The sequence below is a fragment of the Macrococcus epidermidis genome, from assembly GCF_003259695.1.
Lineage (GTDB): Bacteria > Bacillota > Bacilli > Staphylococcales > Staphylococcaceae > Macrococcoides > Macrococcoides epidermidis.
In genome coordinates this window covers 189,995-214,089 of sequence record NZ_PZJH01000002.1, presented here as the reverse complement: position 1 = coordinate 214,089, position 24,095 = coordinate 189,995, and the positions used below count along the sequence as shown (strand labels likewise).

27 protein-coding genes and 1 pseudogene are annotated in these 24,095 nt (G+C 34.4%); 8 read left to right on the top strand and 20 right to left on the bottom strand.

Annotated elements, in window-relative coordinates:
* The first annotated feature begins 549 nt into the window (after positions 1-549).
* Positions 550-984 carry a YgzB family protein gene (locus BHU61_RS07745; protein WP_111715901.1) on the top strand — a complete coding sequence of 145 codons (435 nt, stop codon included), beginning with the start codon at positions 550-552 and terminating at the stop codon, positions 982-984.
* Between the two features lie 27 nt (positions 985-1,011).
* Here the strand turns inward: BHU61_RS07745 and perR are convergent, their stop codons facing one another.
* The 3 genes from perR to BHU61_RS07730 form a co-directional block, all read right to left on the bottom strand.
* On the bottom strand, positions 1,012-1,470 hold the full coding sequence (gene perR / locus BHU61_RS07740) for a peroxide-responsive transcriptional repressor PerR (RefSeq protein ID WP_096075961.1): 459 nt from the start codon (positions 1,468-1,470) through the stop codon (positions 1,012-1,014).
* 130 nt (positions 1,471-1,600) lie between these two features.
* Entirely contained in the window at positions 1,601-2,551 is a 951-nt protein-coding gene (locus BHU61_RS07735; protein WP_111715900.1) for a phosphoglycerate dehydrogenase, read from the bottom strand.
* A gap of 12 nt (positions 2,552-2,563) precedes the next feature.
* Complete coding sequence (locus tag BHU61_RS07730; protein ID WP_099581126.1) at positions 2,564-3,019, bottom strand: peroxiredoxin; 456 nt, start codon at positions 3,017-3,019, stop codon at positions 2,564-2,566.
* Between the two features lie 80 nt (positions 3,020-3,099).
* Here BHU61_RS07730 and BHU61_RS07725 point away from each other — a divergent pair, with 80 nt between their 5' ends.
* Both BHU61_RS07725 and BHU61_RS07720 read left to right on the top strand, forming a co-directional pair.
* Positions 3,100-4,398, top strand: coding sequence for a glutamate-1-semialdehyde 2,1-aminomutase (locus tag BHU61_RS07725; RefSeq protein ID WP_111715898.1), 1,299 nt, complete (start codon positions 3,100-3,102; stop codon positions 4,396-4,398).
* A gap of 54 nt (positions 4,399-4,452) precedes the next feature.
* Positions 4,453-5,538 (top strand): FUSC family protein, encoded by a 1,086-nt coding sequence (locus BHU61_RS07720; RefSeq protein WP_111715896.1) that lies wholly within the window; start codon positions 4,453-4,455, stop codon positions 5,536-5,538.
* A gap of 38 nt (positions 5,539-5,576) precedes the next feature.
* Here the strand turns inward: BHU61_RS07720 and BHU61_RS07715 are convergent, their stop codons facing one another.
* From BHU61_RS07715 to mutY, 5 genes and pseudogenes are all read right to left on the bottom strand, one after another.
* Positions 5,577-6,182: a DNA-3-methyladenine glycosylase gene (locus BHU61_RS07715; protein WP_111715894.1), complete on the bottom strand. Its 606-nt coding sequence runs from the start codon at positions 6,180-6,182 to the stop codon at positions 5,577-5,579.
* A 131-nt stretch (positions 6,183-6,313) separates the two neighbouring features.
* Positions 6,314-6,586, bottom strand: a pseudogene (locus tag BHU61_RS07710) (glutamate synthase-related protein); the annotation flags it as partial.
* A gap of 123 nt (positions 6,587-6,709) precedes the next feature.
* Positions 6,710-8,455, bottom strand: a complete 1,746-nt coding sequence (locus tag BHU61_RS07705) for an ABC transporter ATP-binding protein (RefSeq protein ID WP_111715891.1) — start codon at positions 8,453-8,455, stop codon at positions 6,710-6,712.
* A 47-nt stretch (positions 8,456-8,502) separates the two neighbouring features.
* Positions 8,503-9,051 (bottom strand): nucleoside tri-diphosphate phosphatase, encoded by a 549-nt coding sequence (gene ntdP, locus BHU61_RS07700; protein ID WP_096075953.1) that lies wholly within the window; start codon positions 9,049-9,051, stop codon positions 8,503-8,505.
* A 72-nt stretch (positions 9,052-9,123) separates the two neighbouring features.
* On the bottom strand, positions 9,124-10,167 hold the full coding sequence (mutY, locus tag BHU61_RS07695; protein WP_111715889.1) for an A/G-specific adenine glycosylase: 1,044 nt from the start codon (positions 10,165-10,167) through the stop codon (positions 9,124-9,126).
* Between the two features lie 96 nt (positions 10,168-10,263).
* Here mutY and BHU61_RS07690 point away from each other — a divergent pair, with 96 nt between their 5' ends.
* Positions 10,264-11,256 carry a metal-dependent hydrolase gene (locus BHU61_RS07690; RefSeq protein WP_111715888.1) on the top strand — a complete coding sequence of 331 codons (993 nt, stop codon included), beginning with the start codon at positions 10,264-10,266 and terminating at the stop codon, positions 11,254-11,256.
* 25 nt (positions 11,257-11,281) lie between these two features.
* On the opposite strand, the gene BHU61_RS07685 is transcribed toward BHU61_RS07690, so the two are convergent.
* From BHU61_RS07685 to BHU61_RS13415, 8 genes are all read right to left on the bottom strand, one after another.
* A complete protein-coding gene (locus BHU61_RS07685) occupies positions 11,282-12,145 on the bottom strand; it encodes a hypothetical protein (protein ID WP_111715886.1) in 864 nt (287 codons plus the stop codon).
* Positions 12,146-12,154: 9 nt separating this feature from the next.
* Complete coding sequence (locus BHU61_RS07680) at positions 12,155-13,687, bottom strand: ATP-binding cassette domain-containing protein (protein ID WP_111715884.1); 1,533 nt, start codon at positions 13,685-13,687, stop codon at positions 12,155-12,157.
* 11 nt (positions 13,688-13,698) lie between these two features.
* Entirely contained in the window at positions 13,699-14,019 is a 321-nt protein-coding gene (locus tag BHU61_RS07675; RefSeq protein WP_165983397.1) for a YfhH family protein, read from the bottom strand.
* Positions 14,016-14,810: a recombination regulator RecX gene (gene recX, locus BHU61_RS07670; RefSeq protein ID WP_111715883.1), complete on the bottom strand. Its 795-nt coding sequence runs from the start codon at positions 14,808-14,810 to the stop codon at positions 14,016-14,018. Before recX ends, BHU61_RS07675 begins: the two co-directional genes overlap by 4 nt.
* 57 nt (positions 14,811-14,867) lie before the next feature.
* The gene (locus BHU61_RS07665; protein WP_111715881.1) at positions 14,868-15,581 is read right to left on the bottom strand and encodes a glycosyltransferase; all 714 of its coding nucleotides are present in this window, start codon (positions 15,579-15,581) and stop codon (positions 14,868-14,870) included.
* 496 nt (positions 15,582-16,077) lie between these two features.
* Positions 16,078-16,596: a type 1 glutamine amidotransferase domain-containing protein gene (locus BHU61_RS07660; RefSeq protein WP_111715879.1), complete on the bottom strand. Its 519-nt coding sequence runs from the start codon at positions 16,594-16,596 to the stop codon at positions 16,078-16,080.
* Between the two features lie 90 nt (positions 16,597-16,686).
* Complete coding sequence (gene rlmD, locus BHU61_RS07655) at positions 16,687-18,066, bottom strand: 23S rRNA (uracil(1939)-C(5))-methyltransferase RlmD (RefSeq protein ID WP_111715878.1); 1,380 nt, start codon at positions 18,064-18,066, stop codon at positions 16,687-16,689.
* Between the two features lie 11 nt (positions 18,067-18,077).
* The gene (locus tag BHU61_RS13415; protein ID WP_096075943.1) at positions 18,078-18,236 is read right to left on the bottom strand and encodes an SE1561 family protein; all 159 of its coding nucleotides are present in this window, start codon (positions 18,234-18,236) and stop codon (positions 18,078-18,080) included.
* A gap of 134 nt (positions 18,237-18,370) precedes the next feature.
* Between BHU61_RS13415 and yfkAB the strand changes: the two genes are divergently transcribed.
* Positions 18,371-19,495, top strand: a complete 1,125-nt coding sequence (gene yfkAB, locus BHU61_RS07650) for a radical SAM/CxCxxxxC motif protein YfkAB (protein WP_111715876.1) — start codon at positions 18,371-18,373, stop codon at positions 19,493-19,495.
* A gap of 129 nt (positions 19,496-19,624) precedes the next feature.
* Positions 19,625-20,143, top strand: a complete 519-nt coding sequence (locus tag BHU61_RS07645) for a helix-turn-helix domain-containing protein (RefSeq protein WP_158554295.1) — start codon at positions 19,625-19,627, stop codon at positions 20,141-20,143.
* Between the two features lie 33 nt (positions 20,144-20,176).
* Here the strand turns inward: BHU61_RS07645 and BHU61_RS07640 are convergent, their stop codons facing one another.
* From BHU61_RS07640 to BHU61_RS07630, 4 genes are all read right to left on the bottom strand, one after another.
* Positions 20,177-20,695 (bottom strand): acyl-CoA thioesterase, encoded by a 519-nt coding sequence (locus tag BHU61_RS07640; RefSeq protein WP_111715874.1) that lies wholly within the window; start codon positions 20,693-20,695, stop codon positions 20,177-20,179.
* 149 nt (positions 20,696-20,844) lie between these two features.
* Positions 20,845-21,018 (bottom strand): hypothetical protein, encoded by a 174-nt coding sequence (locus BHU61_RS13410; RefSeq protein ID WP_165983398.1) that lies wholly within the window; start codon positions 21,016-21,018, stop codon positions 20,845-20,847.
* 55 nt (positions 21,019-21,073) lie between these two features.
* Positions 21,074-22,309 (bottom strand): aminopeptidase, encoded by a 1,236-nt coding sequence (locus BHU61_RS07635; RefSeq protein WP_111715873.1) that lies wholly within the window; start codon positions 22,307-22,309, stop codon positions 21,074-21,076.
* 26 nt (positions 22,310-22,335) lie between these two features.
* Positions 22,336-22,533: a DUF1128 domain-containing protein gene (locus BHU61_RS07630; RefSeq protein ID WP_133447018.1), complete on the bottom strand. Its 198-nt coding sequence runs from the start codon at positions 22,531-22,533 to the stop codon at positions 22,336-22,338.
* Between the two features lie 181 nt (positions 22,534-22,714).
* Here BHU61_RS07630 and BHU61_RS07625 point away from each other — a divergent pair, with 181 nt between their 5' ends.
* Positions 22,715-23,020: a YtxH domain-containing protein gene (locus tag BHU61_RS07625; RefSeq protein ID WP_111715869.1), complete on the top strand. Its 306-nt coding sequence runs from the start codon at positions 22,715-22,717 to the stop codon at positions 23,018-23,020.
* A 33-nt stretch (positions 23,021-23,053) separates the two neighbouring features.
* A complete protein-coding gene (locus tag BHU61_RS07620; RefSeq protein ID WP_111715867.1) occupies positions 23,054-24,082 on the top strand; it encodes a YihY/virulence factor BrkB family protein in 1,029 nt (342 codons plus the stop codon).
* Positions 24,083-24,095 lie beyond the last annotated feature (13 nt).

Below are 24,095 nucleotides of genomic sequence, written 5' to 3'. Positions count from 1 at the left end.
CTTTGATTGCTTATGGCAATCACTCTTGGGAGTGAACTTAGTTCACTCAAATTATTGGAATTAACGTTGACATATTGTCATTCAGTTTTCAATGTTCATTTTTTCGCGTTACAAGAATTAATGTTACCATAACTCTCAACTCTTTGCAACACTTATTTTTGAGAAGTTTTACACTTGATTGTTTATTTCGTTTCAAGCAGTAATCTTTCTTGCTTTATTATATTACATCGTTATGAACATAGTTTCAAGTGCAAGTTTTACACTTTTTCACTTTGTTATTTTCGATGTCTTAAAGCTGTGCATCGCTTGTTTTCAGCGACTTTTATATCTTATCAAGATGGATTACTTTCGTCAATACCTTTTATTAATTTTTTTATCTTTATTTAGTCTTTTAAAGTAAACTATAGTAATTTCTTTGAAGATACTATCTTATCTTAGTACTTATTCCATCAGTTTCTTTCGTTCTTTTATAAAGAAGATATAGTTAAATGAGATAATCATGTATTAATATGATATAATGCTTTTCAGTATTATATAGGAGATGATGGTTTGAAATTATTCAATAAAAAACCTACAAGCAAGATTAATCGCATCCGTTCATGGGCACTCGGCTTAATCTTCCTGGCAATGATCGTTATGTATATCGGTTCTGCAATCTTTTACTTTTACCATAGTCAACTGATCTTTTCTCTGTTCTTATTATTAGGAACGATTCTTTTCTTAATTAGTTTCGTTGTTTATTTCTGGATTGGAATGCTTTCAACAAAGACCATTCAGGTGCGATGTCCAAACTGTGAGCACTATACTAAAATGTTAGGTCGTGCTGATATTTGTGCAAACTGCAACCAGCCACTTACGTTAGATCCTACATTAGAAGGAAAAGAATTTAACGAAGATTATAACAACGCAAGAAAGAGTAAAGTATTAGAAGAAAAAGAAAAAGAAAAAGAAAAACAAGAAACTAATAACGATAGTAACTTGTAGAACATTTAATATCAAAAAAGGAAATCGCTATTTGCGATTTCCTTTTTTGTTCATACATTCTGGACATACACCATAAATCTCCATACGATGATGTGTCACTGCAAAGCTTGTAATATGTTGAGCGATATTCTCTACTTCATCAAGTCTAGGATAGTGGAAATCAGTAATCTTACCACATTCACTACATATAACATGATAGTGGTTATCTGTTTCAAAATCAAAACGACTTGCTGCATCTCCATATGTGAGCTCTTTAACTAAACCGCTGTCTTTAAAAACTTTTAAATTGTTATAGACAGTTGCTACACTCATGTTCGAAAACTGTGGCGATAACGCTTTATATATTTCATCGGCAGTAGGATGACTATTAGATTCGATTAAAAATCTAAGTACTGCCTGTCTTTGCGGTGTTATTCTCACGCCAGTTTTTCGTAAACTTTGAATCGCATCGTCAAGCATATGTTCCATATTCAATTCAGCTGACATCATAACACCCCTTTCCTACTTTATATTAATTCTATTTTACATTCTTTTTTTCAAAAATGTCAAATAGACAATTTCGGGATGTAATGATAGTCCTATGCATCTCGCTTATTTATTGCTGTTATCGATGACCTTAATATCCCTTTGAAACATCGACTTTATTTACAAAATCCGCTTTGTTTTCTATACCAACAGACAAATTCTTCTTAAAGATTTCTGTTGCTCGTCGATTATAATGAACACTGTTCCCAGTGATATGCGGTGTCATAATAACATTGTCTAATGCATAAAGAGGATTTGTCGGTTCAAGTGGTTCATTGTAATACACATCTAAACATGCTTTTCTTATTACTTTATCCTGCAAAGCTTTTATAAGCACTTCTTCTTTTGTTATCGTCCCTCTTCCGACATTTATAAATAAAGCATCCTCACCCATCGCCTGAAAATCTTCTATTGCTAGTAAATCTATTGTTTTCTCTGTCTCAGGCAATACATTGACGATAATATCTGACTGAGCAAACGCTTTTTCTCTGTCATTTATTGCATATACTTCATTAAATCCTGCGATACCTCTACCATCTGTATTAAGACCAATCACTTTCATACCGAAAGCTTTTGCGATATGTGCTGCATATTGCGGTATTTCACCCGTTCCGATAAAGGTAATCGTCTGTTCAAATAACTCTTTATGACGAATCTTTGTTTTATATCCTTTTTCTTGCTGTAGTTCATAGTAAGGAATTACATTTTTATAATCAGTCATAATATAGCTGAATATATACTCAGAAATTTGGATTTTATGCACCCCACGCGCGTTAGTTAATGTGATTCCTTTGTCATTGATAAGGGGTAGTGGCAATTTATTAACACCTGCTGCATACCATGCAATCCATTTTAAGTTTTTCGCTTTATTAATGATTGTTTCATTCAACTTAGAATCATAAGTAATGATGACTTCCATCGTTTGAATATCCTCATCTGTTAAACGATCAAATCCTTCACGCTGGATAAATTGGTGTTCTGGATATTGTTCTCTTAATTCGTCTATCAATTCTTTTAGATCAATCGTAGAAATCACTTTCATTGCTTTCTCTCCTTATCGTAAAACTGACTGAATATCATCCATTTGTTGTTTCACCTTAACACCATCAAAATATGCAATAACTTTGTTATCTTCATCCAGAATAATCGTAGTTCTTACAATACCCATTGCTTCTTTGCCAAATGATTTTTTCAAACGATAAATACCAAGTGCCTCTGAATACTGATAGTTATCATCAACAAGTAAATCAAATTTCAAATTGTGCTTTTTAATAAAATTTGTATGTTTCGTTTTACTGTCCCCACTCACTCCGTAAATTTTTGCACCCAGTTCATTCAAATCTTCCAGATGATCATTAAAATCACAAGCCTGTGTTGTACATGTCGGTGTATTATCTCTCGGATAAAAATATAATACCGTCTTTTGTCCAAGTAACGATTCATTCGTTACAACTTCTCCATTTTGATTTTCCATTGCAAATGCAGGTAAATTATCTCCAATTTTCAACATTTTAATCCTCCTAATCAAATTTTTATTAACTCTATGATAGACTAGTAGACGAAAATACTAAACAAAAAGAGGTTGATAAAATGAATTTTACAAATTCTGAAAAAATACAGCAACGCGCAAATGAAGCAATCTTAGGTGGCGTCAACTCACCATCTCGTTCTTATAAAGCAGTTGGCGGCGGTGCGCCAGTAGTGATGGCACGTGGTGAAGGTGCATACTTCTACGATGTTGATGGTAATAAATATATTGATTATTTAGCAGCATATGGACCTATCATTACAGGACATGCACATCCCCATATTACTGAAGCGATTAAGCGTGCAGCTGAAAATGGTGTATTATATGGTACGCCGACTGAACACGAAGTTGTGTTTGCTGAAATGCTGAAAGAAGCGATTCCTTCTTTAGAAAAGGTCCGTTTCGTAAACTCTGGAACCGAAGCTGTAATGACAACAATCCGAGTAGCACGAGCTTTTACGAAGCGTGATAAGATTATTAAATTCGCCGGTTGTTATCATGGACATTCTGATTTGGTACTTGTTGCTGCAGGTAGTGGTCCATCACAACTCGGTACGCCTGATTCTGCAGGTGTACCAAAAAGTGTGGCACAAGAAGTGATCACTGTTCCATTTAATGATATTGAACAATTTAAAGAAGCCTTCCACCATTTCGGTGATCAGATTGCCGGAGTATTAGTTGAACCGATTGTCGGTAACTTTGGTATCGTTGAACCGAAAGAAGGATTTCTTCAAGCAGTAAATGATATCGCCCATGAACATGGTGCTTTAGTAATCTATGATGAAGTAATTACCGCTTTCCGCTTCATGTATGGTGGTGCTCAGGATCTTCTAGGCGTAAAACCCGACTTAACAGCTTTTGGTAAAGTCATCGGTGGCGGATTACCTATCGGTGCATATGGTGGTCGTCAAGACATTATGGAACATGTGGCACCACTCGGTCCAACATATCAGGCAGGTACGATGGCAGGTAATCCATTAAGTATGCAGGCAGGTATTGCGTTACTTGAAGTCATTAAACAAGATGGTGTCTATGAAGAGCTAGATCGTCTCGGTAAAATATTAGAGGACGGTATGTCAGCGCTTATCGAAAAATATAATATTCGTGCAACAATCAACCGTTTAATGGGAGCAATGACCATTTATTTTACAGATGAAAAAGTTATCAACTATGAACAAGCAGAAAACACTGACGGTGAAGCATTTGCGAAGTTCTTTAAATTGATGCTGAACCAAGGTATTAATTTAGCACCTTCGAAGTATGAAGCATGGTTTATCACAACTGAACATACAGAACAAGATATTCAGGACACATTAAAGGCTGTAGAAAATGCTTTTATGTCAATGACGGTTGAAAAATAATTGAAATTCATGTATAAGTGTACTATCAATCAAATAATGAGGTAGAACTAACAAATGAAATTAGGCGCACGTATTTTTAAAACCGGCATCGCTATCATCATTTCTTTATTTATCGCCCATGCAATTAATGCACCTGGTGCAATCGTAGCTGGTATCTCAGCATTATTTGCTATGCAGCCAAACGTCTATCGATCTTTTAAGACTATCATCGAACAGTTTCAAGGAAATCTAATCGGCGCAGTATTAGCTGTTATTATGGCACATTTATTCGGATTTCATATCGTTATTATCGGTATCACATCAATTATTCTAATTTCTGTATTACAAAAACTAAACTTATCCCATGTAACGGGTCTTGCCGTCGTAACACAGCTCATCATAATGGATCATCAGGATGGTGATTTCTTTGTATCTGCTATTTATCGATTCACTTTTGTTATGATTGGCGTAGTAAGTGCATTTGTCGTGAATACATTGTTCCTGCCACCTAAGTTTGAAACGAAGATGTATTATAACTGTTTGAATATCAGTAGCGATATTTTTAAATGGATTCGACTTGAAATTAACGGGTCGACAGAATTTCATGCAGTAAAACATGACATCGATGATATTCGAAGCAGAATCGAAAAAGTGGAAGAGCAATATAACTTATATAAAGAAGAACGTGCATATTCAAAAAAAGGAAGTATTCGTAACATCAGGAAAAAAATTATTTTTAAAGAAATTATTTTAGCGACACGACGTGCACATGATGTTTTACGAAAATTGCATCGCTATGAAAATGATATTATCCATTTACCAGAGGAATTAAAAGTCCAGATTAAATTTGAACTTGATGAATTAATGACGATACACGAGGAAATTTTAATGCGCGTAACTCAAAAAGTTCCAGCCACTAAAATTGATGATAACTACATGATTAACGAAGCATTTAAAGAAAATATTCTTGATGCATTCCTAAAAGAAATCGAACAACAGCAATCACCTGAATATAGTAAAGAACATGTTTTAATTGTTATCGGTACTATTTTCGATTATCGAGACCGATTAGAACATCTCGACCGCATTACACATAGTTTCTATAAATATCATAAAGAAGATAAAAAGATCACGATAGCAAACGAAAATATCGATTATTAAAAAGCAGTCAAAAGCAGTCTTTCGACTGCTTTTTTAATTTATGCTTTCCAGCCATTTTTCTCTTCAGGTTTAACGCTGTCTTTTGAAACGTAAGGATTGCCCTTTACAGTAAATCGATATAAATATTCTACTGCTTCTTCTTTATTATCGATACCGATGCGTTTGCTTTCTATTATTTGCGCTGGCACCTTACCTTCAGATAACTGAATAGGTCCTTCATTTAACCGTGTCCCATTATGTAAATCGCGCTTAACACCTAAACTTTGTGTTAATTTTCCTGGACCATCAGTAATATTTACTGCTCTTCCTCGACGCTCAATCATTGTATCAATCCCTTCATCAGGTTCAATCGCTCTTATCAATACCCCTTCTGGTCTTGTAGCATCACGTGTTATAAAATTCATGCAGTGATGTCCATGCATCGTATAGACATATACACCACCGTATTCTCGATACATCATTTCATTTTTCTTCGTACGACGTAACTGGTAAGCATGTGCTGCTTTATCCGCTTCTCCTAAATAGGCTTCTACTTCAGTTATATAGCCGCTTGTAAGCTTGCCGTCTATTTTTGTAGTAATTTTTTTACCGAGTAAATTTTTTGCAGCTAAAAGCGTGTCATCCTTAAGAAATGTTAAATCCATTAATATCACCTCATTCTTCATTTACCCTCACAATATCTTGATATGCAAATTTAATTTAGACTCAATTAAGAAATCATTCTAAAAAATAAAGTAAAAAGCGATAAACCCAAATTGAGTTTATCGCTTTATAATTAAACAGCTTCTTTTAAAGCTTTATACATTCTATTTTCGTACTGTTCACCAGTAATAATCTCACCATTTTCAGTACGATATAATAAGTGTTTCGCTGTAATTTGTGTCGGACTTTCTACAACTAAACCTTTCTCTTTATCCGGATCAGTTGTTGCTACTCCTACAGGACAGTCATTCGTATGACATTGTTTGGGCATAATACATCCGACACGCATCATCATCGCACGTGCAACTTGAACTAAGTCTGCGCCAAGACCAAGTGCAATAACAACAATCAGTATCAGTATCAAAAGAATTGTATCCACAATCTATTGAATCGTTTGTAACAAGTCCACAAAAAATACCCCCCATGTATGATAGATCTATCATACAATAGAGGGCTCAAACACTCCACACTATTCTGCTTCTAAATGCTGAATTGAATATAAATTATAATAGCGTGAGCGGTTGTTCATTAATTCCTGGTGCGTACCAATTTCAACTATCTCACCGTTCTGAATCACAACAATTTTATCTGCATGTGTAATCGTAGATAGTCTATGTGCAACAATCACGGTTGTTCTATCTTTCGATAATGTTTCCAGCGCTTCCTGTATAACCGCTTCACTTTCAAGATCAAGTGCACTTGTCGCTTCATCCAGGATTAATATCGGTGGATTCTTTAGGAATACACGCGAAATAGCAACACGTTGTTTTTGACCACCAGATAATTTAACACCACGTTCACCAACTTCTGTGTCGTAACCATCCGGTAAACTCATGATAAAGTCATGCGCATTCGCAAGTTTTGCTGCATAGATCATTTCTTCTTCTGTCGCATTTGGTTTACCGAGTAATATATTTTCTCTGATTGATTCAGAGAACAGTATATTATCCTGCATGACCATTCCAATCTGTGTTCTTAAGCTTTCTATTGAATAATCTTTTAATGGAGTATGATCAATTTCAATTTCACCGCTAGTCACATCATAGAATCTTGGTATTAAACTGATCATCGTCGACTTTCCGCCACCACTCATACCAACAAACGCTACAGTTTCACCGCTATTGATATCCAGATTGACATGATGCAACACTTCTTCATCATTTTCATTATATTTAAATCCTACATTTTTAAATGTAATGTCACCGTGCTGAACTTTGATATCACGTGCATGCGGTTCATCTTTTATATCATATGGTTCATCAAATAGCTGGAACATACGGTCCATTGAAGCTAAACTTTGTGTCAGCGTCGTTGATGAAGATACTAATCGACGTAGCGGTCCGTATAAACGGTCGAGATAGGCGATAAACGCTGCTAAACTACCTACTGTTAAGTTTCCTTCAATCACGAGATAAGCACCAAACCCTACAACAAGCAGTGGACCGATATCCGTAATCGTATTAATGACCGCGAAACTTTTCGCATTCCATTTCGTATGGTCAGTTGCTTTCTTCAGGAAATTTTTATTGCGTTTATTAAAGCGTTCATTCTCTTCCTCTTCAATTGCAAATGTCTTGATCACAGTCATCCCCTGCACACGTTCATGCAAGAAACCTTGTACTTCTGCTAGAGATTGACTTCGTGCACGCGTTAATTTGCGGAGATTACCAAAGAAGTAATAGATACTAAACATGTAGAATGGGAAGACAATCAATGAAATTAATGTTAATTTCACATCCATCGTAAACATGATTGCAAGTGCGATGATGATTGTAACCAGATCCAGCCAGACATTCATCAATCCCGTAACGATGAAGTCTTTCGTTGACTCTACATCATTAATTACACGTGAAATAACTTCTCCAACTTTATTGTTAGCATAAAATCTGACACTTAGTGCCTGTAAATGTTTATATAGTTTCTTTCTGATATCATACAATATTTTGTTACTTGTCCACTGTGCTAAATATTGTCTATAATATTCTACCGGTGGACGGATGACGACGAAGATAAATCCAAAGATTAATATTGCATTCATCAATGCTGACTTTTTCTCTTCAATTGTCAGGGCACCATTACTGATGACATCATCAATCACATATTTAATCAGTAATGGAATCAGTAAAGGTATACCAAACTTCAGAATTCCGATGGCAATGGTTAAAATAATCAACATCCAGTATGGTTTAACAAACTGCATATACCGTTTTATCATATAAAAACTCCCTTAACAAAATTAAATCAACCTAATGATAGGTTGATTTAATCTTTCATTCTTTTCTGGAAATGAAAACGCTCTTGCCAGACCTTTATGAAATCCGGCGCAAATGGTCCCTTTTTCCTCTCAATCCATTGCTGCAAAATATCAACGTTTCGCCTTAGGATTTCATCAATCTCTTTTGGATAGTTCATCTGTTTCATATGCTGTTCATATTCATCTTCATCCAATAAGTGATACTTACCATTAGGATAGACTTTAATATCTAAATCATAATCAATGTATTTAATGGCTTCTGTATCGTAAATAAATGGTGATGATAAGTTACAGTAATAATACACACCATCTTCTCTAAACATACAAATGACATTAAACCAATACTCTGAATGAAAATACACGATAGCTGGTTCTCTCGTAACCCATGTTCTACCGTCACTTTCAGTTACAAGTGTGCGATTATTACCCCCAATGATAACATGATTTGTCCCTTTTAAAATCGTTGTTTCAGACCAGACTCTGTGGATTTTCCCATTATGTTTATAACTTTGTATCTGCACATTCTGGCCTTCATTTGGTATGGATTCTTTGACCATATTCCACACCACCTATAATTTATAATATTTGCATTTTAAATTATAACACAATAAAGGACTCAATAAACGAAATTAAACTTGATGATTGTTATCAATATAATAATTAAAGATTTTAGTCATCGATACCGGAAAATTATATAAATTTTTATCTTCAACTGAAATGAGTTGATAGTTTTCAGGTATGATATCTTTTGTATGTGCAATATATACTTCCAGCTGCCATTCCAGATGTGTAAATTGATGCTTCGTCTTAACGATTGGTGTGTCTTCAATAAACAATGACATATCCATTTTTTCTTCAATATCACTGACATGTGTATCTATTTCAAACATCGGAAACTGCCACATCGAAGCAAGTAATCCTGTTTCAGGTCGCTGTTCAATAATGATTTGTCCATCCTTTTGGATGATCAGAACTTTATATTGCTGAACAGTTTTCTTAACTTTTTTCAACTTAACTGGTAAATTCAATACACTTCCTTCTTCAAAAGCCTCGCAGTGACTTTGAACGGGACAAAGCATACATAAAGGGGCTTTCGGAGTGCACACCGTTGCTCCCAGTTCCATCAATGCTTCATTGAAGTCACCTGCTGCTTCCGGCATCACTTCCATTACTTTCGATTCAAAATGACGTCGTGCTTTTGAATTAGATATATCAAAATGATCATTATCGAGTCTTGCAAATACACGATATACATTGCCATCCACTGCCGGTAGTGGATGATTAAATGCAATACTCATCACTGCGCCCTGTGTATATGGACCAACACCTTTTAATGAGAGGAATGTAGTCGGGTCATTTGGTACTTCACTATTGTAATGTTCTTTTACATCACGAATTGCCTGATGGAAATTTCTAATGCGTGAATAATAGCCCAAACCTTCCCAATATTTCGCGACATCTTCAATCGGTGTTTCAGCGAGTATATCAATATTCGGGAATCGCTCGATAAATCTTGTGTAATAGGCACGAACAGTATTAACTTGTGTTTGTTGCAGCATGACTTCAGACACCCATATTTTATATGGGTCTTTCGTCTCACGCCACGGCATCTGTCTTTTATTCTGTTCAAACCAGTTTAATAAATCTTTACTAAACGTTGTTTTATGTTTCATAACAACCAACTTTCTAAATTTATTGTTAATTCGATTATTTTCGTTCATGCTTCTATGAAATTTCGCTTATAATAGTATATGAAAGGGATGATTCATATGGATACAGCTACTCATGTCGTTATGGGCGTTGCACTTGCAGGATTATCAACGATTGATCCGGCAGTTACAACAATGTACCCTGCAATCGTAACAACAGTAATGGTCGGAAGTCAGATTCCTGACATTGATACAGTGTTAAAATTTAAAAATAATGCCGTCTATATCAATAACCATAGAGGTATTACACATTCAATTCCATTTACATTGATGTGGCCAATCCTCATCACAATATTAGTGAGTTTTATCTTTAAAGAAAATCAATATTTCCATATATGGTTATGGGCACAAATTGCTGTCTTTCTGCACGTATTTGTCGATATTTTTAATTCTTATGGGACACAGGCACTTAGACCGCTGACGAAGAAATGGATTCAAATTGGCATTATCAATACGTTTGATCCTATCATTTTCTTATTGCATATTGGTGCAATCACTTTGTGGTACTTTGGTGGCAATCCCGTTTATATCTTTACAAGCTTAATTATTATACTAGTAATCTACTATATCATTAGACGTATACTTCAACAATCGATTAAACGTGCAGCCATCAAATTGATACCGAAAGACGAAAGCATTATCAAAACTTTCGTTGCACCTACGATACGTTTCTTTGAATGGCGTGTCGCCATTCAGACAAACACACATGATTATATTGGTCGTAGCTATAAGCGTTCGGTTAACTTTAATGATCGCTTTAAACGCGTACCTTTTCCTGAAGCAAAATATATGCAGGATGCAAAGAATGACCCTAATTTTAAAGCTTTCATTAATTTCAGCTCAATTTACCGCTGGACAGTTACAAAAACAGAAACTGGCTATGAACTGCGTTTTATTGATTTACGTTATTTAAAGAAAGGACACTATTCATTTGTAGCCATATTAGGACTAGATAAAGATTACAAGGTAACTCATAGTTATACCGGATGGGTGTTCTCTGAAGATAAATTACAACAAAAATTATTACGTGGCCGCGTAAAAATAATAGAGTAAAAGATACAGGACTGCATCTTTTACTCTATTTTTTATTTTTTATTTTGCTGAAGTTAATATTTTTTACATTCAGTTTATTGTCTTTATGCTTAAAGTTATCCTCATTAACGGACATCACAGATTTATTGACATTGATTTCATCCTTTAGAATTTTGTAAAGATAGCTAAACCACATGTAGATTAATATTAGTTCGAAAAGGAAGATCATCTGGCTCGGTAAATTAAGAAAAGGTGTTGTTCCTAATACAACAGACTCTTCAATACCATTCACTACAAAGTAAAATGGATTAAGCTTTAATATGTTTACAACAAATTCAGGTAAATCTGATGGAATCCATAAAATAGGCACACTAATAAAAATAACTGCTAAAATGCCTATGATAATCCAGCGCATATTACGAATTAAATGTGATGTTAAAGCAAGTAACGTACATATTGGCATCAATAATAAAAATGTTAATAATGAAAAGTACAATATACACAGAAAGCTTGTATCCATCTCTACTTTGTTTGTCGCTGAAATAAGCAACAACATCAATAAAGATAATATAAACAACAAGAAAAAATTAATAATCTGAACCGTCGTTAATACGTATGTCGGTGTATTTGTAATATTTAACATAAATCCTCTTGTCTGTAACATCTTCATAGAAAAATATACGGAACATGCAATCCAGAAGAATACTAAATAACCAGAAAGCGACCATACTTTGGATAATTTTTCAATCGGCAGACTTTCGGTAATATTAAGCAACAAGAAAGTCGCAGCGATTAATAGTAAGTTAATCAATAACCAGATAGAATAAAGCTTTTGGTTATAGTAAATCTCAATTAAAGCATTTTTAATTGTATGTGGAATATATTTGATTGTGTTTAATAATTCATTCATGATTCACACCTACATTTGAATATATAGCCATTCATTCTTCGAAAAGTCTGCAATGCCATATCCCTCTCCAATTTTTACGATCCATTCATCTGTTTGAATGCCAAATTTCTTTTTTAAACCCGCTGCATTTTCTATCGGAAAACTTATGCCGTTCATATGATTCGTATCGTTAAAATGCAGATTAATTTTATTCTTTGTTAATTTAACTTTATATCTATCTTTTGTTTCCGGATACAACTCTTTATTGATTGTTGCATGACTTTTGCCTAAGTACCCATTAAAGAATTCTCTAAAGTTAACATAATTGCCATACATATAATCTTCAAGCTCACTATACGTATGCTCATCATACAATGCAGCTGGATTGATATAAGTAATATCTTTTTTATTCACATCCATTGCGCTGCCTGCAAAATCTACTCTATAAACCTTTTCGTTCAAGCCGGAGATCGTTAGTACTGTATTGCCTGGTAACTTAACATCTTTAGATTTATTTGTAAGCTTCGTTTCCTTATTTGTTACACCGAATGCATATTTATCGATATATTCTTTCTTCGGTTTTTCGACGATACTATTTTCTTCAGTAGCAGTAATTTTACTTGGTACACCGATATTATTCAGTAATAATACGAACATTAGGGCAATACCAAACAATATTAGTGCACTCGTTGTAAGCAGCTTTTGCAGGCTTTCATCTACAATAAACCCACCATAACGTTTGATACGACTTAATTTATCTCCTTCATCATGATCAAGAGATCTGCCCATCTTATAATTCAAATCAAACAGTTCTCTTTCACTCTCATTACGACAACTATTATATTCTTTAATATATGTATGATATAGTGGAATAATTTCAGCTGGCGTACCAGACTTCCTCACCTGTCCATGACTCATCCAGGTAATATAATTTGCTTTGGAATTAATAAAGTCAATATCTGACTCAATTAATACGATTGATTTGCCTTCCTTAACAAGTAAATCAATCACCATGCCAAATTTCTCTTTAAAAACATCATCAAGATGTTGATATAAATCATCAAATATAATAACTTCCGGTTTTAAAAAATATGCTAATGCTATCATTAACTTAGAGCGGTCAGATGTCGTTAAATCATTCGTTGATTTTTTCTCCTGATCTTTTAAACCACTAAATTCCAGTACATGTTTACGTTTTTCATTAAATGAATTTAATGGAAGATTATACGATAAGAAGATAGATTCAATCAGTTGCTTAACTGATGATTCCCCATCAAGAATATGGTTATGACTCGCTAAAAAAGTCGGATGATCGTTTTTTACACGTCCTTCATTTGGTTCAACAACTTTCGATATTAATTTACCAATGACGGATTTCCCAGAGTTGGGTAGTCCGATTAAACCTAAAATTTCTCCTTTGTATAGATGAATCGTAACATCTTTTACTTCAACATGATGATTTTTAGATTCCGGCATAATAATATCTCTAAACTTTGAGAATCCGCTGACATGACGGAAGTATTTTGTTACATTTACCAGTCTTACTAAAATATTATTTGACATTTTTATTCTCCTTAAGCATCAAGCTGTAACAGTGCCAAAGGTATCCCTTCTTCATCTAATTGGGAACCTAATCTGAATCCCCACGCAAATACGCCTTTAATGCGCTCAACTTTAAAGTATTCTTTTTGATTTCCAATCAGTTGATATACTTTACCGATTTCAACCTTTTTTGTATCAACCATATAGCTCTCTGCAATCAAAGCTTTACGCATCCAGACTTCATATTCATTTACAATCCCCATCGTTTCAGCTTTTCTTGCTTTTTCACGATAAGTACCGACAATCTCACGTAGTTCATGTTCATTCATTTCGATTAATTTTTTCTCATTCACTCGAGTCCACTATCCTTTAAACGTTCTATTATTATATCGTATTCAAAACCTTTTCTCATCATGCTTTGAATGATTTTTTGCTTCAGTTCAAAACCTTCATGTTTACGCGCTAAACGATTAACTTCTTTTTCAAGATTTTTTTGTAGTGCGTCTTCGTTTGTTTCTATTTTAACATTTTTTAAAGCATCATTTGCAATATCCAAATTATAACCTTTTTGAATCAGAGTTTGCATTATTTTTTGCTGAATCATACGTGCAGATTGCTTTTTTTCGTACTTTCTTGTTATTTTAGCGGCAATTTTATCTATTCTTTCTTTGGTAACTTCAGTTTCGAATTGATATGAATAGTTATCGATTAAATTTTGCTCTACACCAAGTTCCTTTAATTTCTGAGCAAAGATAACCGGACCTTTATCAGTCGTATTTAGCATTGTATTCATAAAGCTAATACAATAATCTTCGTGATTGATATAACCATTTACCTTACAATACTCGATTGCTTTATCAATTGCCTGTGGATTTACTTCTAACTTCATCAAGTAATCTCGTACTTCTTTTTCTGTGCGCTTCTTATATGATAAATATTGAATGGCTTTATTGATCGCTACACGATATCCATCATATTCACCTATTTTAATCAGCATTTCGTCTGTAAGTATTAAATCTTTCTTCAGATTAAAATGAACGTAAGTAGCAGCATCAATACCTGCGAAAAATTCACCATTGATATATAAGTTAAAGCGTTCTTTATTATTTTTCTGTACTTCTATTTTGGTGATTTTTTTCTCCATCATAAAACCTCCATAAAAATAACGCTAAATGAATATTTAGCGTTAACCTTATAAATATTATAACCCACTTACAGCTTCATTATATTGCGTTTGATCAATAAATTTCTGATCCAGCATCTTTTGTAGCGTTTCTTTTGTACGTGTCTTTAAAGCAGTGTCTGATTGATAAGCTTCTGGATGGTATACAGATGGTGCGTTAATACTGCTTGCCAGTAAGGCACTTTGGAGTACTGTTATTTGAGGGTAATATTGATTTTCTTTATGTGTACTGACATTAAAATCTGCGTTCGCAGCACTTTCAATATTATAATGATTATTTCCAAAATAGATGGAATTCAAATAATAACTCATAATCTGATCTTTTGTGAAGTTATTCTCTATACGTTTAGCGACTACAACTTCCTTAATCTTTCGTGAAATAGACTTTTCATTATTAAAGAAGTACGTCTTCGCAAGTTGCTGGGTGATAGAACTCCCACCTTGTGAAGCTTCTCCGTTTTTGATAGAGACGATAATGGCACGTGCAGTTCCAAACCAATCGACACCATCATGTGAATTGAAGCGTTTATCTTCAACAGCGATGAATGCATTTTTCACATAAGGCTGCATATCTTGTGTGGCAACATAAGTTTCCTGTTGCTCAATTGTACGAAGTTCACCGATATCGACTTGAAAGCCTTTATATACATTAAAACCGACATATAACATAATTAATAGTAATGGGATTAGTAAAATAGAAAAACAACCGCATCCACGTTTTTTTCTTCTCAACTGTAAGCACCTCTTTTCTTAATTTCATCTTACCACCACGGTTAAATGTTTGGAATTAAAAGAAGCAGGATGTGTATAAAATCAGTCCTGGGATGTATGAGGTGATGTTAGTGTTTATGCTAGCGATATTTTACGTTTGTCGCTAGTATCTTTTTGTTTTCGGTTCTTTTTCGTTAGTTGCTAGCGATATTTTACGTTTGTCGCTAGCATCTCTTTGTTTTCGGTTCTTTTTTGTTAGTTGCTAGCGATATTTTACGTTTGTCGCTAGCATCTCTTTGATTTCGATTCTTTTTCGGTACTTGCTAGCGATATTTTACGTTTGTCGCTAGCATCTTTTTGTTTTCGATTCTTTTTCGGTACTTGCTAGCGATATTTTACGTTTGTCGCTAGCATCTTTATAATTACAATCCTATTCCGCCACTTGCTAGCGATATTCTAGGTTTGTCGCTAACTGAAAAAACCAGCTGACATTTGTCAGCTGGTTAAGTAAACTAATTTATTTTAATAATGCTAATGATTCACGGTTAAAGTCTTCTAAGTCATCAGGTGTACGTGATGTTACGATATTGCTATCTACAACAACTGATTCGTCTACTACTGTTGCACCAGCATTTTCTAAATCTTTACGTACAGATAAATAACTTGTTAACTTTTTACCTTTTAATAAATCTGTATCGATTAATAATTGCGGTCCATGACAGATAGCAAATACAGGTTTTTCCTCTTGCACGAAATGTTTCGTAAATTCACCGAAACGACCTTGTTCATCTCCACGTAACATATCAGGTGAGAAGCCACCAGGGATAAGTAACGCATCGAAGTCTTCAGGTTTTACATCGCTGATTGCTTTGTCGACTTGAACTTTTGTATCTTCAGATTTACCTTTTACTGTGCTACCCGCTTCTTTACCGATAACAGTAATTTCATGTCCTTCATTCTTAAAGGCCTCAACCGGGCTCGTATATTCTACATCTTCAAATAAATTGTCTAATACTACTGCGATTTTCTTAGTCATAATATAAATTCCTCCTAAAATCGTTATAGTATTATTTACCCGTCTTAAAAATGATAAAACATCCATAGCAAATTACTATGGATGTAACTGTTATTTCCCTAACTTTCTTTTTCGTACAAGTCTCACAACTGCTTCTACTTGCGCTGTTTGTGGGAACATATCCACCGGCTGAATGTACTCAACCTGGAACGCTTTCGTTAAATGTGCTAAATCTTTCGCAAGTGTTGATGGATTACAACTTGTATAGACGAATGTCTTCGGTTTGATTTCATTGATTAATTTAATGGTTTCTTCAGATAATCCTGTTCTTGGCGGATCCACTGTTATTACATCTGGATAGAAGCCTTCTTCAATCCATTCATTTAATTTCTCTGATGCATCACCAATTTCAAACTTACAGTTATCTTTATTGTTTGCTGTAGCATTATAGATAGCATTAACGATTCCATCTTCATTCGTATCCATTCCACGCACTTCTTTCGCGTTATCTGCTAACCATATACCAATCGTACCTGTTCCACAGAATGCATCAACAACATTTTCTTTGCCTGTCAATCCTGCCGCACGTTCTACTTCTTTGTAAAGTACAACGGTTTGTTTCGGATTTAACTGGAAGAAGCTTTCTGCTGATAAGTCATACACGTGATCTTGTAACGTTTCACGAATCGTCTCATCACCAGCAATAACGATTGTCTCATTTCCCATTACAATCGATGTCTTCTCTTTATTGATGTTTATTGCAACACCTTTAACACCAGGTAAACGCATCACACGTTCTGCTAACAAGTCCTGCTTCTTTAAATCACGCGTATTGGTTACGAAGACTACTTGTAAGTCCCCAGTCGCAAGTGCTACACGGGTAATAATATGTCGAACTCCAACATCACGCGACGGATTTTTACAAACTTCTATATTCAGCTCACTCATTATCTTCTTGATTTCATTAGTCGTCTTCATCGTACGATCATCTTGTACGATACATTCATGTAAATCAATCAAAGTATTAGAATGTTCTTTATATAGTCCTGCACGAATTTTTCGTCCTGATTTCTCCACTGGGAATTGATTTTTATTTCGATAACCAAATGGATTAGCCATGCCTAAAGTGTCTCTAATTGAATCAAGCTTAACGTGAGGTGCGTATTTAGTAATAGCATCTTCAACGATTTGTTTCTTATATTTCAATTGTCCATTATATGACAGATGCTGTAATTGACATCCACCACATAAATCAAATACATTACACGGAGGTTTCACGCGCTCTCTTGATTTTTCACGAATCTTTACCATCTTCGCTTCTAAATATTTATGATTTATATCTGTAACTTGTGCCACGATTACTTCGCCCGGTAATGCCCCTTTAACAAATGTAATCTTCCTTTTAAAATAACCTATTCCCTCGCCGTTTATACCGAGTCTTTTAATTGTTAAAGGAAACTGCTGACCGATCTTTACTTGTATATCTGCCATAACTTATCTCCTTATTGTTGAATAGATTTTACTTTCTGTTCTAACTGATCAAGTAACGCTAACCATTCATCGATATCATGAATATCTGTTGTCTCAGGGTCTACTGAATCAATCGTCTCCATAAAATCATTTAATTTTACTTTAATTTCTTCTAAAGAATCTTTAGTCATAATGTGCTCCTTTTTTATTCTATGAATGTATTCATTATGTAACAGATTCCTTAAACTTTCAATGTATTTATTATTGACAAACATTCTCACACGTTCATAATAGAAAAAGACGATTACTGGAAAGAAGGCTAAAAATGATACATTTGAAAGACAAAATTTCAATTCACAATGATCCTTGGGAAGCATATAACGACGTTGAAAAATATGGTGAAACGAAACTTTCAAACATTGAATTTACAACGACCACTTTATGCAATATGCGTTGTGCACATTGCGCTGTCGGTTATACATTGCAATTAAAAGATCCGGATACGATTGATATGAAGACCATTTTCAAACGTCTGGATGAAGTTGAACATCTCTCTACTTTAAGTGTTACAGGCGGAGAGCCGATGTTCTCAAAGAAATCAATCAAAGAGACTGTTATTCCAATATTAAAATATGCTCAGGACCGTGGTATCTATACACAGATGAATTCGAATTTAACGATTAATTACGATCGATATGAACCAATTATTGACTTGGTTGATGTCATGCATATTTCTCATAACTGGGGTACAATCGATGAATTTGCAGAAGTTGGTTTCCACGTAATGGATAAGAAACCCCCACTTGCTGCACGTTATAAGCTCTATGAACAGATGATTGAGAATTCGCGCAAATTATCTGAAGCAGGCATGTTCGTCTCAGCTGAGACGATGCTGAATAAAAGCACGCTACCTTATCTTGAAAAGATTCATCATGAAATCGTAAATGATATGAAATGTGCACGTCATGAAGTACATCCGATGTACCCATCTGACTTTGCAAGTGACTTAAATGTATTAACAACTGAAGAATCGAAAGCTGCAATCAGAAAGCTTCTTTCATTTAGAGATCAGGAAACCTGGATGTTATTTGGAACGTTACCTATTCTTCCTTGTTCATTTGATAAAGATGATTTATTATTCCTGGAAGAAGTAAATAAAGCTAAAAATGTTACGGTTCGTAACGATCCGGATGGTCGATCTAGATTAAATGTCAACGTATTTACAGGTGACGTAATTGTAACCGACTTTGGCGATGAGACGGGCACAATTGAAAATATTATTACGACGCCACTTCAAGATATCTATGATAAGTGGAAGGTAAGTGCACTCAATCAATCCCTAAACTGCCACTGTCCAAAAGTGAAATGTTTAGGACCGAATCTACTCGTTAAAAATATGTATTATCCGAATGTTGATTTTAAAGCAAATGAAATTAGGATGAATCAATAATGATATCCCATCAAGACCCACTCTGGGTCTTTTTTTAATAATAATTAGTTTTTTTGAAATATTCTTATTATTCGATGCTAATTTTCATGTATAATGATATATAAAGTATATTTTAGGGGTGTTATTCATATGACAATCGGGGAAAAGATAAGAGAAATTCGAAAGAAGCAGAATAAAACTTTAAAATACATATCGGATGAAACTGGCGTTTCTATCGCTTTTCTTTCACAGTTGGAAACGAATAAATGTAGCGCAACGATGGCATCACTTAGAAAGATTGCAGATGCATTAGAGATTCATCCAAGTTATTTCTTCCATACAACAACTGTTGAAAAGACAGAAGTTGATGCTTCAGAACTTACTAAGTCATTTACATATCAAAACTTATCAAACGGCGTACCTGGCGCATTTACACCGATTCGCGTTGTATTACAGCCTGGTGCAAGTCAGGATGATTCAAGTCAACATGCTGGTGTTGAATTTATTTACTGTATCAAAGGAACTTTGACACTTACGGTTGGTACGAAACGTTTAGAATTACAGCCTGGCGCATCTTATATGTTTGATGCGCACGAACCTCATTACTGGTACAACTTTACTGATGAAGCTGTTGAATTTCTTGTAGTGAATGAGATACACAAACAATAAAACGAATTCGGAAATCAATCCGGATTCGTTTTTTTATACTTCAATATTTTTCTCAAAGAAATTTAATAGTTCTTTACTTTTATCTCTTCTGCTTTTACGAAATTCTGCACGTTCTTTCCCTGTTTCATTCAGCCAAACTTGATCTTCTGTCTCTGCAATGACTTCAGGTACAATAACCGGTTTATTATCTTCATCCAGTGCTACAAAAGTCAGGAAACTAATCGCAGCTAACTGTTTTGTCTGCTGAATTACATTTTCTGAAATGACTTGCACACATACTTCCAGAGATGATGTACCTGTATAGGTTACGACCGCTTCGAGTGTCACTACTTCACCAGGACGTATCGGCTTTAAAAAGTCAACTGAATCTGTACTTGCCGTTACTACTGAACGCGCACAATGCCGTGTTGCCGCAATGCTTGCCACATCATCAATTAAAGCCATGAGTTTTCCGCCGAATAATGTATTATGATGGTTCGTATCAGTCGGAAAGATTTGTTTCGTCTTAACTGTCTTTGATGCATTCATCGTCTTTTTTAATCGTTCTGTCATCGTCATACCTCTATTCTATTACTTTATGTAATGATTAAAGTTTAATTTAGTATATGCATGATTTGATTCTGTTATGCGCTAGCAGTATTCTTTCTTTGTCGCTAGCACAAAAAATAAAAAGAGATAGAAATCTATCTCTTTAAAAGTTATTAATGTAAATCGTCTGCAAAAACTTTCTTTTCTAAAGCTTCTTCAGGTGTATCAATAATATCTGATTCTCTAGAATCAAATGCATTGATTAACGTCATCATAATAAATCCACCGAAAGTAAAGATCACAAATAAGAATGCGATAACTACTAACCACATCATAGGAACTGACATGACCATCCTCCTCTTATATCAATAATAATATAATCATATCACTTTATTTTGAAAATTAAAACGCCCAATTTCCATTTACAAAGATTGCTTCTTCTTGTCCGTCTGCTGTAATACCTGAAATATTCATTTCAGCAGAACCAATCATAAAGTCTTCATGTGTAATGGAATTGTTTAAACCGTGTGCTGCCAGCTCTTCATCGTTCATTTCCTTACCACCTTCGATACAGAAAGGATAGGCAGAACCTAATGCTAAGTGACAAGATGCATTTTCATCAAATAAAGTATTATAGTAAAGAATCTTTGAATTTGAAATTGGTGAATCATGTGGAACTAATGCGACTTCACCTAATCTTTTTGCATTTTCATCTGAGTTTAATAATCCTTCTAAAATGTCTTTACCAACTTTCGCATCAAAGTCAACTACGACACCGTCTTTAAATGTTAAAGTAAATTCATCGATAATATTGCCACCGTAGCTTAACGGTAATGTGCTGGATACTGTACCATTAACTTCATCTTTATGAGGTACCGTAAATACTTCTTCAGTCGGCATATTGGCCATGAATGACGTTCCATCTTTATTGATACTAGAAGCACCACTCCAAATATGTCCTTTCGGAAGTCCAACTTTTAAGTCAGTTCCTGGTGCTGTATAATGCAATGCCACATAAGCTTTTTGGTTTAAGTAGTCTGCTTTCGCATGCAGATTATCATTATGTTCAACCCACGCCTGAACAGGATCTGCTTCATTCATACGTACAGATTCTAATATAGCATCTAATAATTTATCGAACGCTTCAGCTTCCTCTAATTCAGGGAATACTAATTGCGCCCATGCTGGTGATGGATATGCTGCAACTGTCCAAGAGAACTGGTCTGACTGCATCATCTTCATATATTCTTTAAATCCAGCGCCATAAGCTTTCATATTAGCTGCTACTTTCGCAGGATCTGCATCTTTTAAATTTTCAGGACTTGAAGAAATTAATGCTAATTGTGCTGCATAGTCTCTCGCGTAATCCATACGCTCATCGATTAAATATTGTGGTACTTTTTCAAATGCAGACTGATCACGATACTGGAAGTTTAATTGTGCCAGACGGTCATCACCATAAGATACTTTAACATCACTTGATCCTGCTTTATAAGCTTCTTCTACGATTAAATGAATAAAATCTTTTGCGTCAACTGTTGCACGAATAAATACACGTTGGTCCTTTTGAACGTTCATTCCGACTTTGACAAGTAATTCAGCGTATTTTTGTAATTTTTCTTCTTTGTTGTAGCTCATGTGTTATCCCCTTTTCTGTATAAATATTATTTTCTTAGTTGCCCTAATGCATCTGTTAACGCACTCATCTCACTTGGAGAAAAGCTGTCTCTTTTTGTTACCATCTCATGTATCTCTCTTAATTCATCAATTTTGTTATCGTCAATAGATTCAGGCTTTATTACACCGACATTTACTAATTTTAACTTTTGAATGATTTCATTTACCATTTGTTCTTTATTCATCATTAGCACCTTCTCTTTCAAATTTCATACAAATTCTATTTTATCAAACTATTCAAAAAATGAATAATATAAAATTTTTGTATTTTTGATATTTCTTTGTTTATCAATCTCTGCAAATGGCTATATAATAATTAATAGGTGTGAAACACACCATTTCTTACAATATAGGAGGAGAACAATTATGAATAACAAATTAATCCCTGCAACAATTGCTGGTGCTATTATCGGTGCCGCAGTATCAATGATTGATAAAAAGACACGTAGTTCGGTTAAAACTCAAGTACAATCAACAAAACAAAACGGTATCACACCAGCTCCATCTACAAAAGCGAAAGCTAAAAATTTAAAAGATGAGTTATTATACTGGAAAGAAACAATCGATGAAATCCGTCGTAATAACCCAGAATTAGAACGTGCTATTTTAGATGCAAAAGATACATTTATTCAAAAGCGTAACCAAAAGAAAATCTCTGGACCAAACGGATAATTGCTTAAATCAATTTAATAATGAGGTGGAAATATGTCGAAAGCTAAAAAAAGCACCTCTAAATTTCTGACTCAGGCCGCTAAAGGTCCTGAGTCTAATAATTTGGAGGCTGAAGAGAAAAACAAATTGTCGAACAAAGATGAGTATTATGTAAACAGTCAACGTTTTAAATCAAAACAAGCAAAAAAAGAAAATGAGACATTGTATGTTTCTAAAATCAACAAGCCTGCAAAGTATAAGCATGACGGTAATTTCTTAAACAAATTATTATTTAGAATTGGTAAAGATGACGCTGCTGGTTTATCAGCACAACTTGCTTACTATTTCTTACTGTCTTTATTCCCAATGTTAATCTTCTTATTAACATTAATACCGTTATTTAATGTATCTCCTGATACTATCACTAATATGATTGCAAAGAACGCACCAGGAGAAACTTCAAAGATGATTACAGAAGTTGTTACTGATGTCATGAAAAATGCAAACGGCGGCTTACTATCATTCGGTTTAATCGCTGCACTATGGTCAGCATCTAACGGAATGACTGCGTTAATGAATGCTTTCAATGTATCATATGAAGTTGAAGATGCGCGTAATCCAATCGTTGCTAAATTATTAAGTGTATTATTTACTCTAGTTATGGTTGTTGTATTTGGTATTGCGCTTGCATTACCAGTATTCGGTGAACAAATCGGTAACTATTTATTCGGTCAGTTCGGTTTAGAATCGCAATTTAAATGGGTTTTCTCTTTAATTAAAGTAGTACTTCCATTAATCATTACATTTATCGTGTTTGTAACACTTTATGCAATTGCACCAAATGTAAAATTAAAGTTTAAATCTGTAATTCCAGGTGCATTATTTGCGACAATTGCATGGATTGGCGCAAGTTTCTTATTCGGTTATTATGTAAGTAACTTTGGTAACTACTCTAAAACATACGGTAGTATCGGAGGGGTTATCGTCTTAATGTTATGGTTATATTTAACTGGATTTATCATTATTATCGGAGCTCAAATTAATGCTATAATACATGAGAAGAAATTATCATCTCAGCAATAATAGTGAAAGAGGG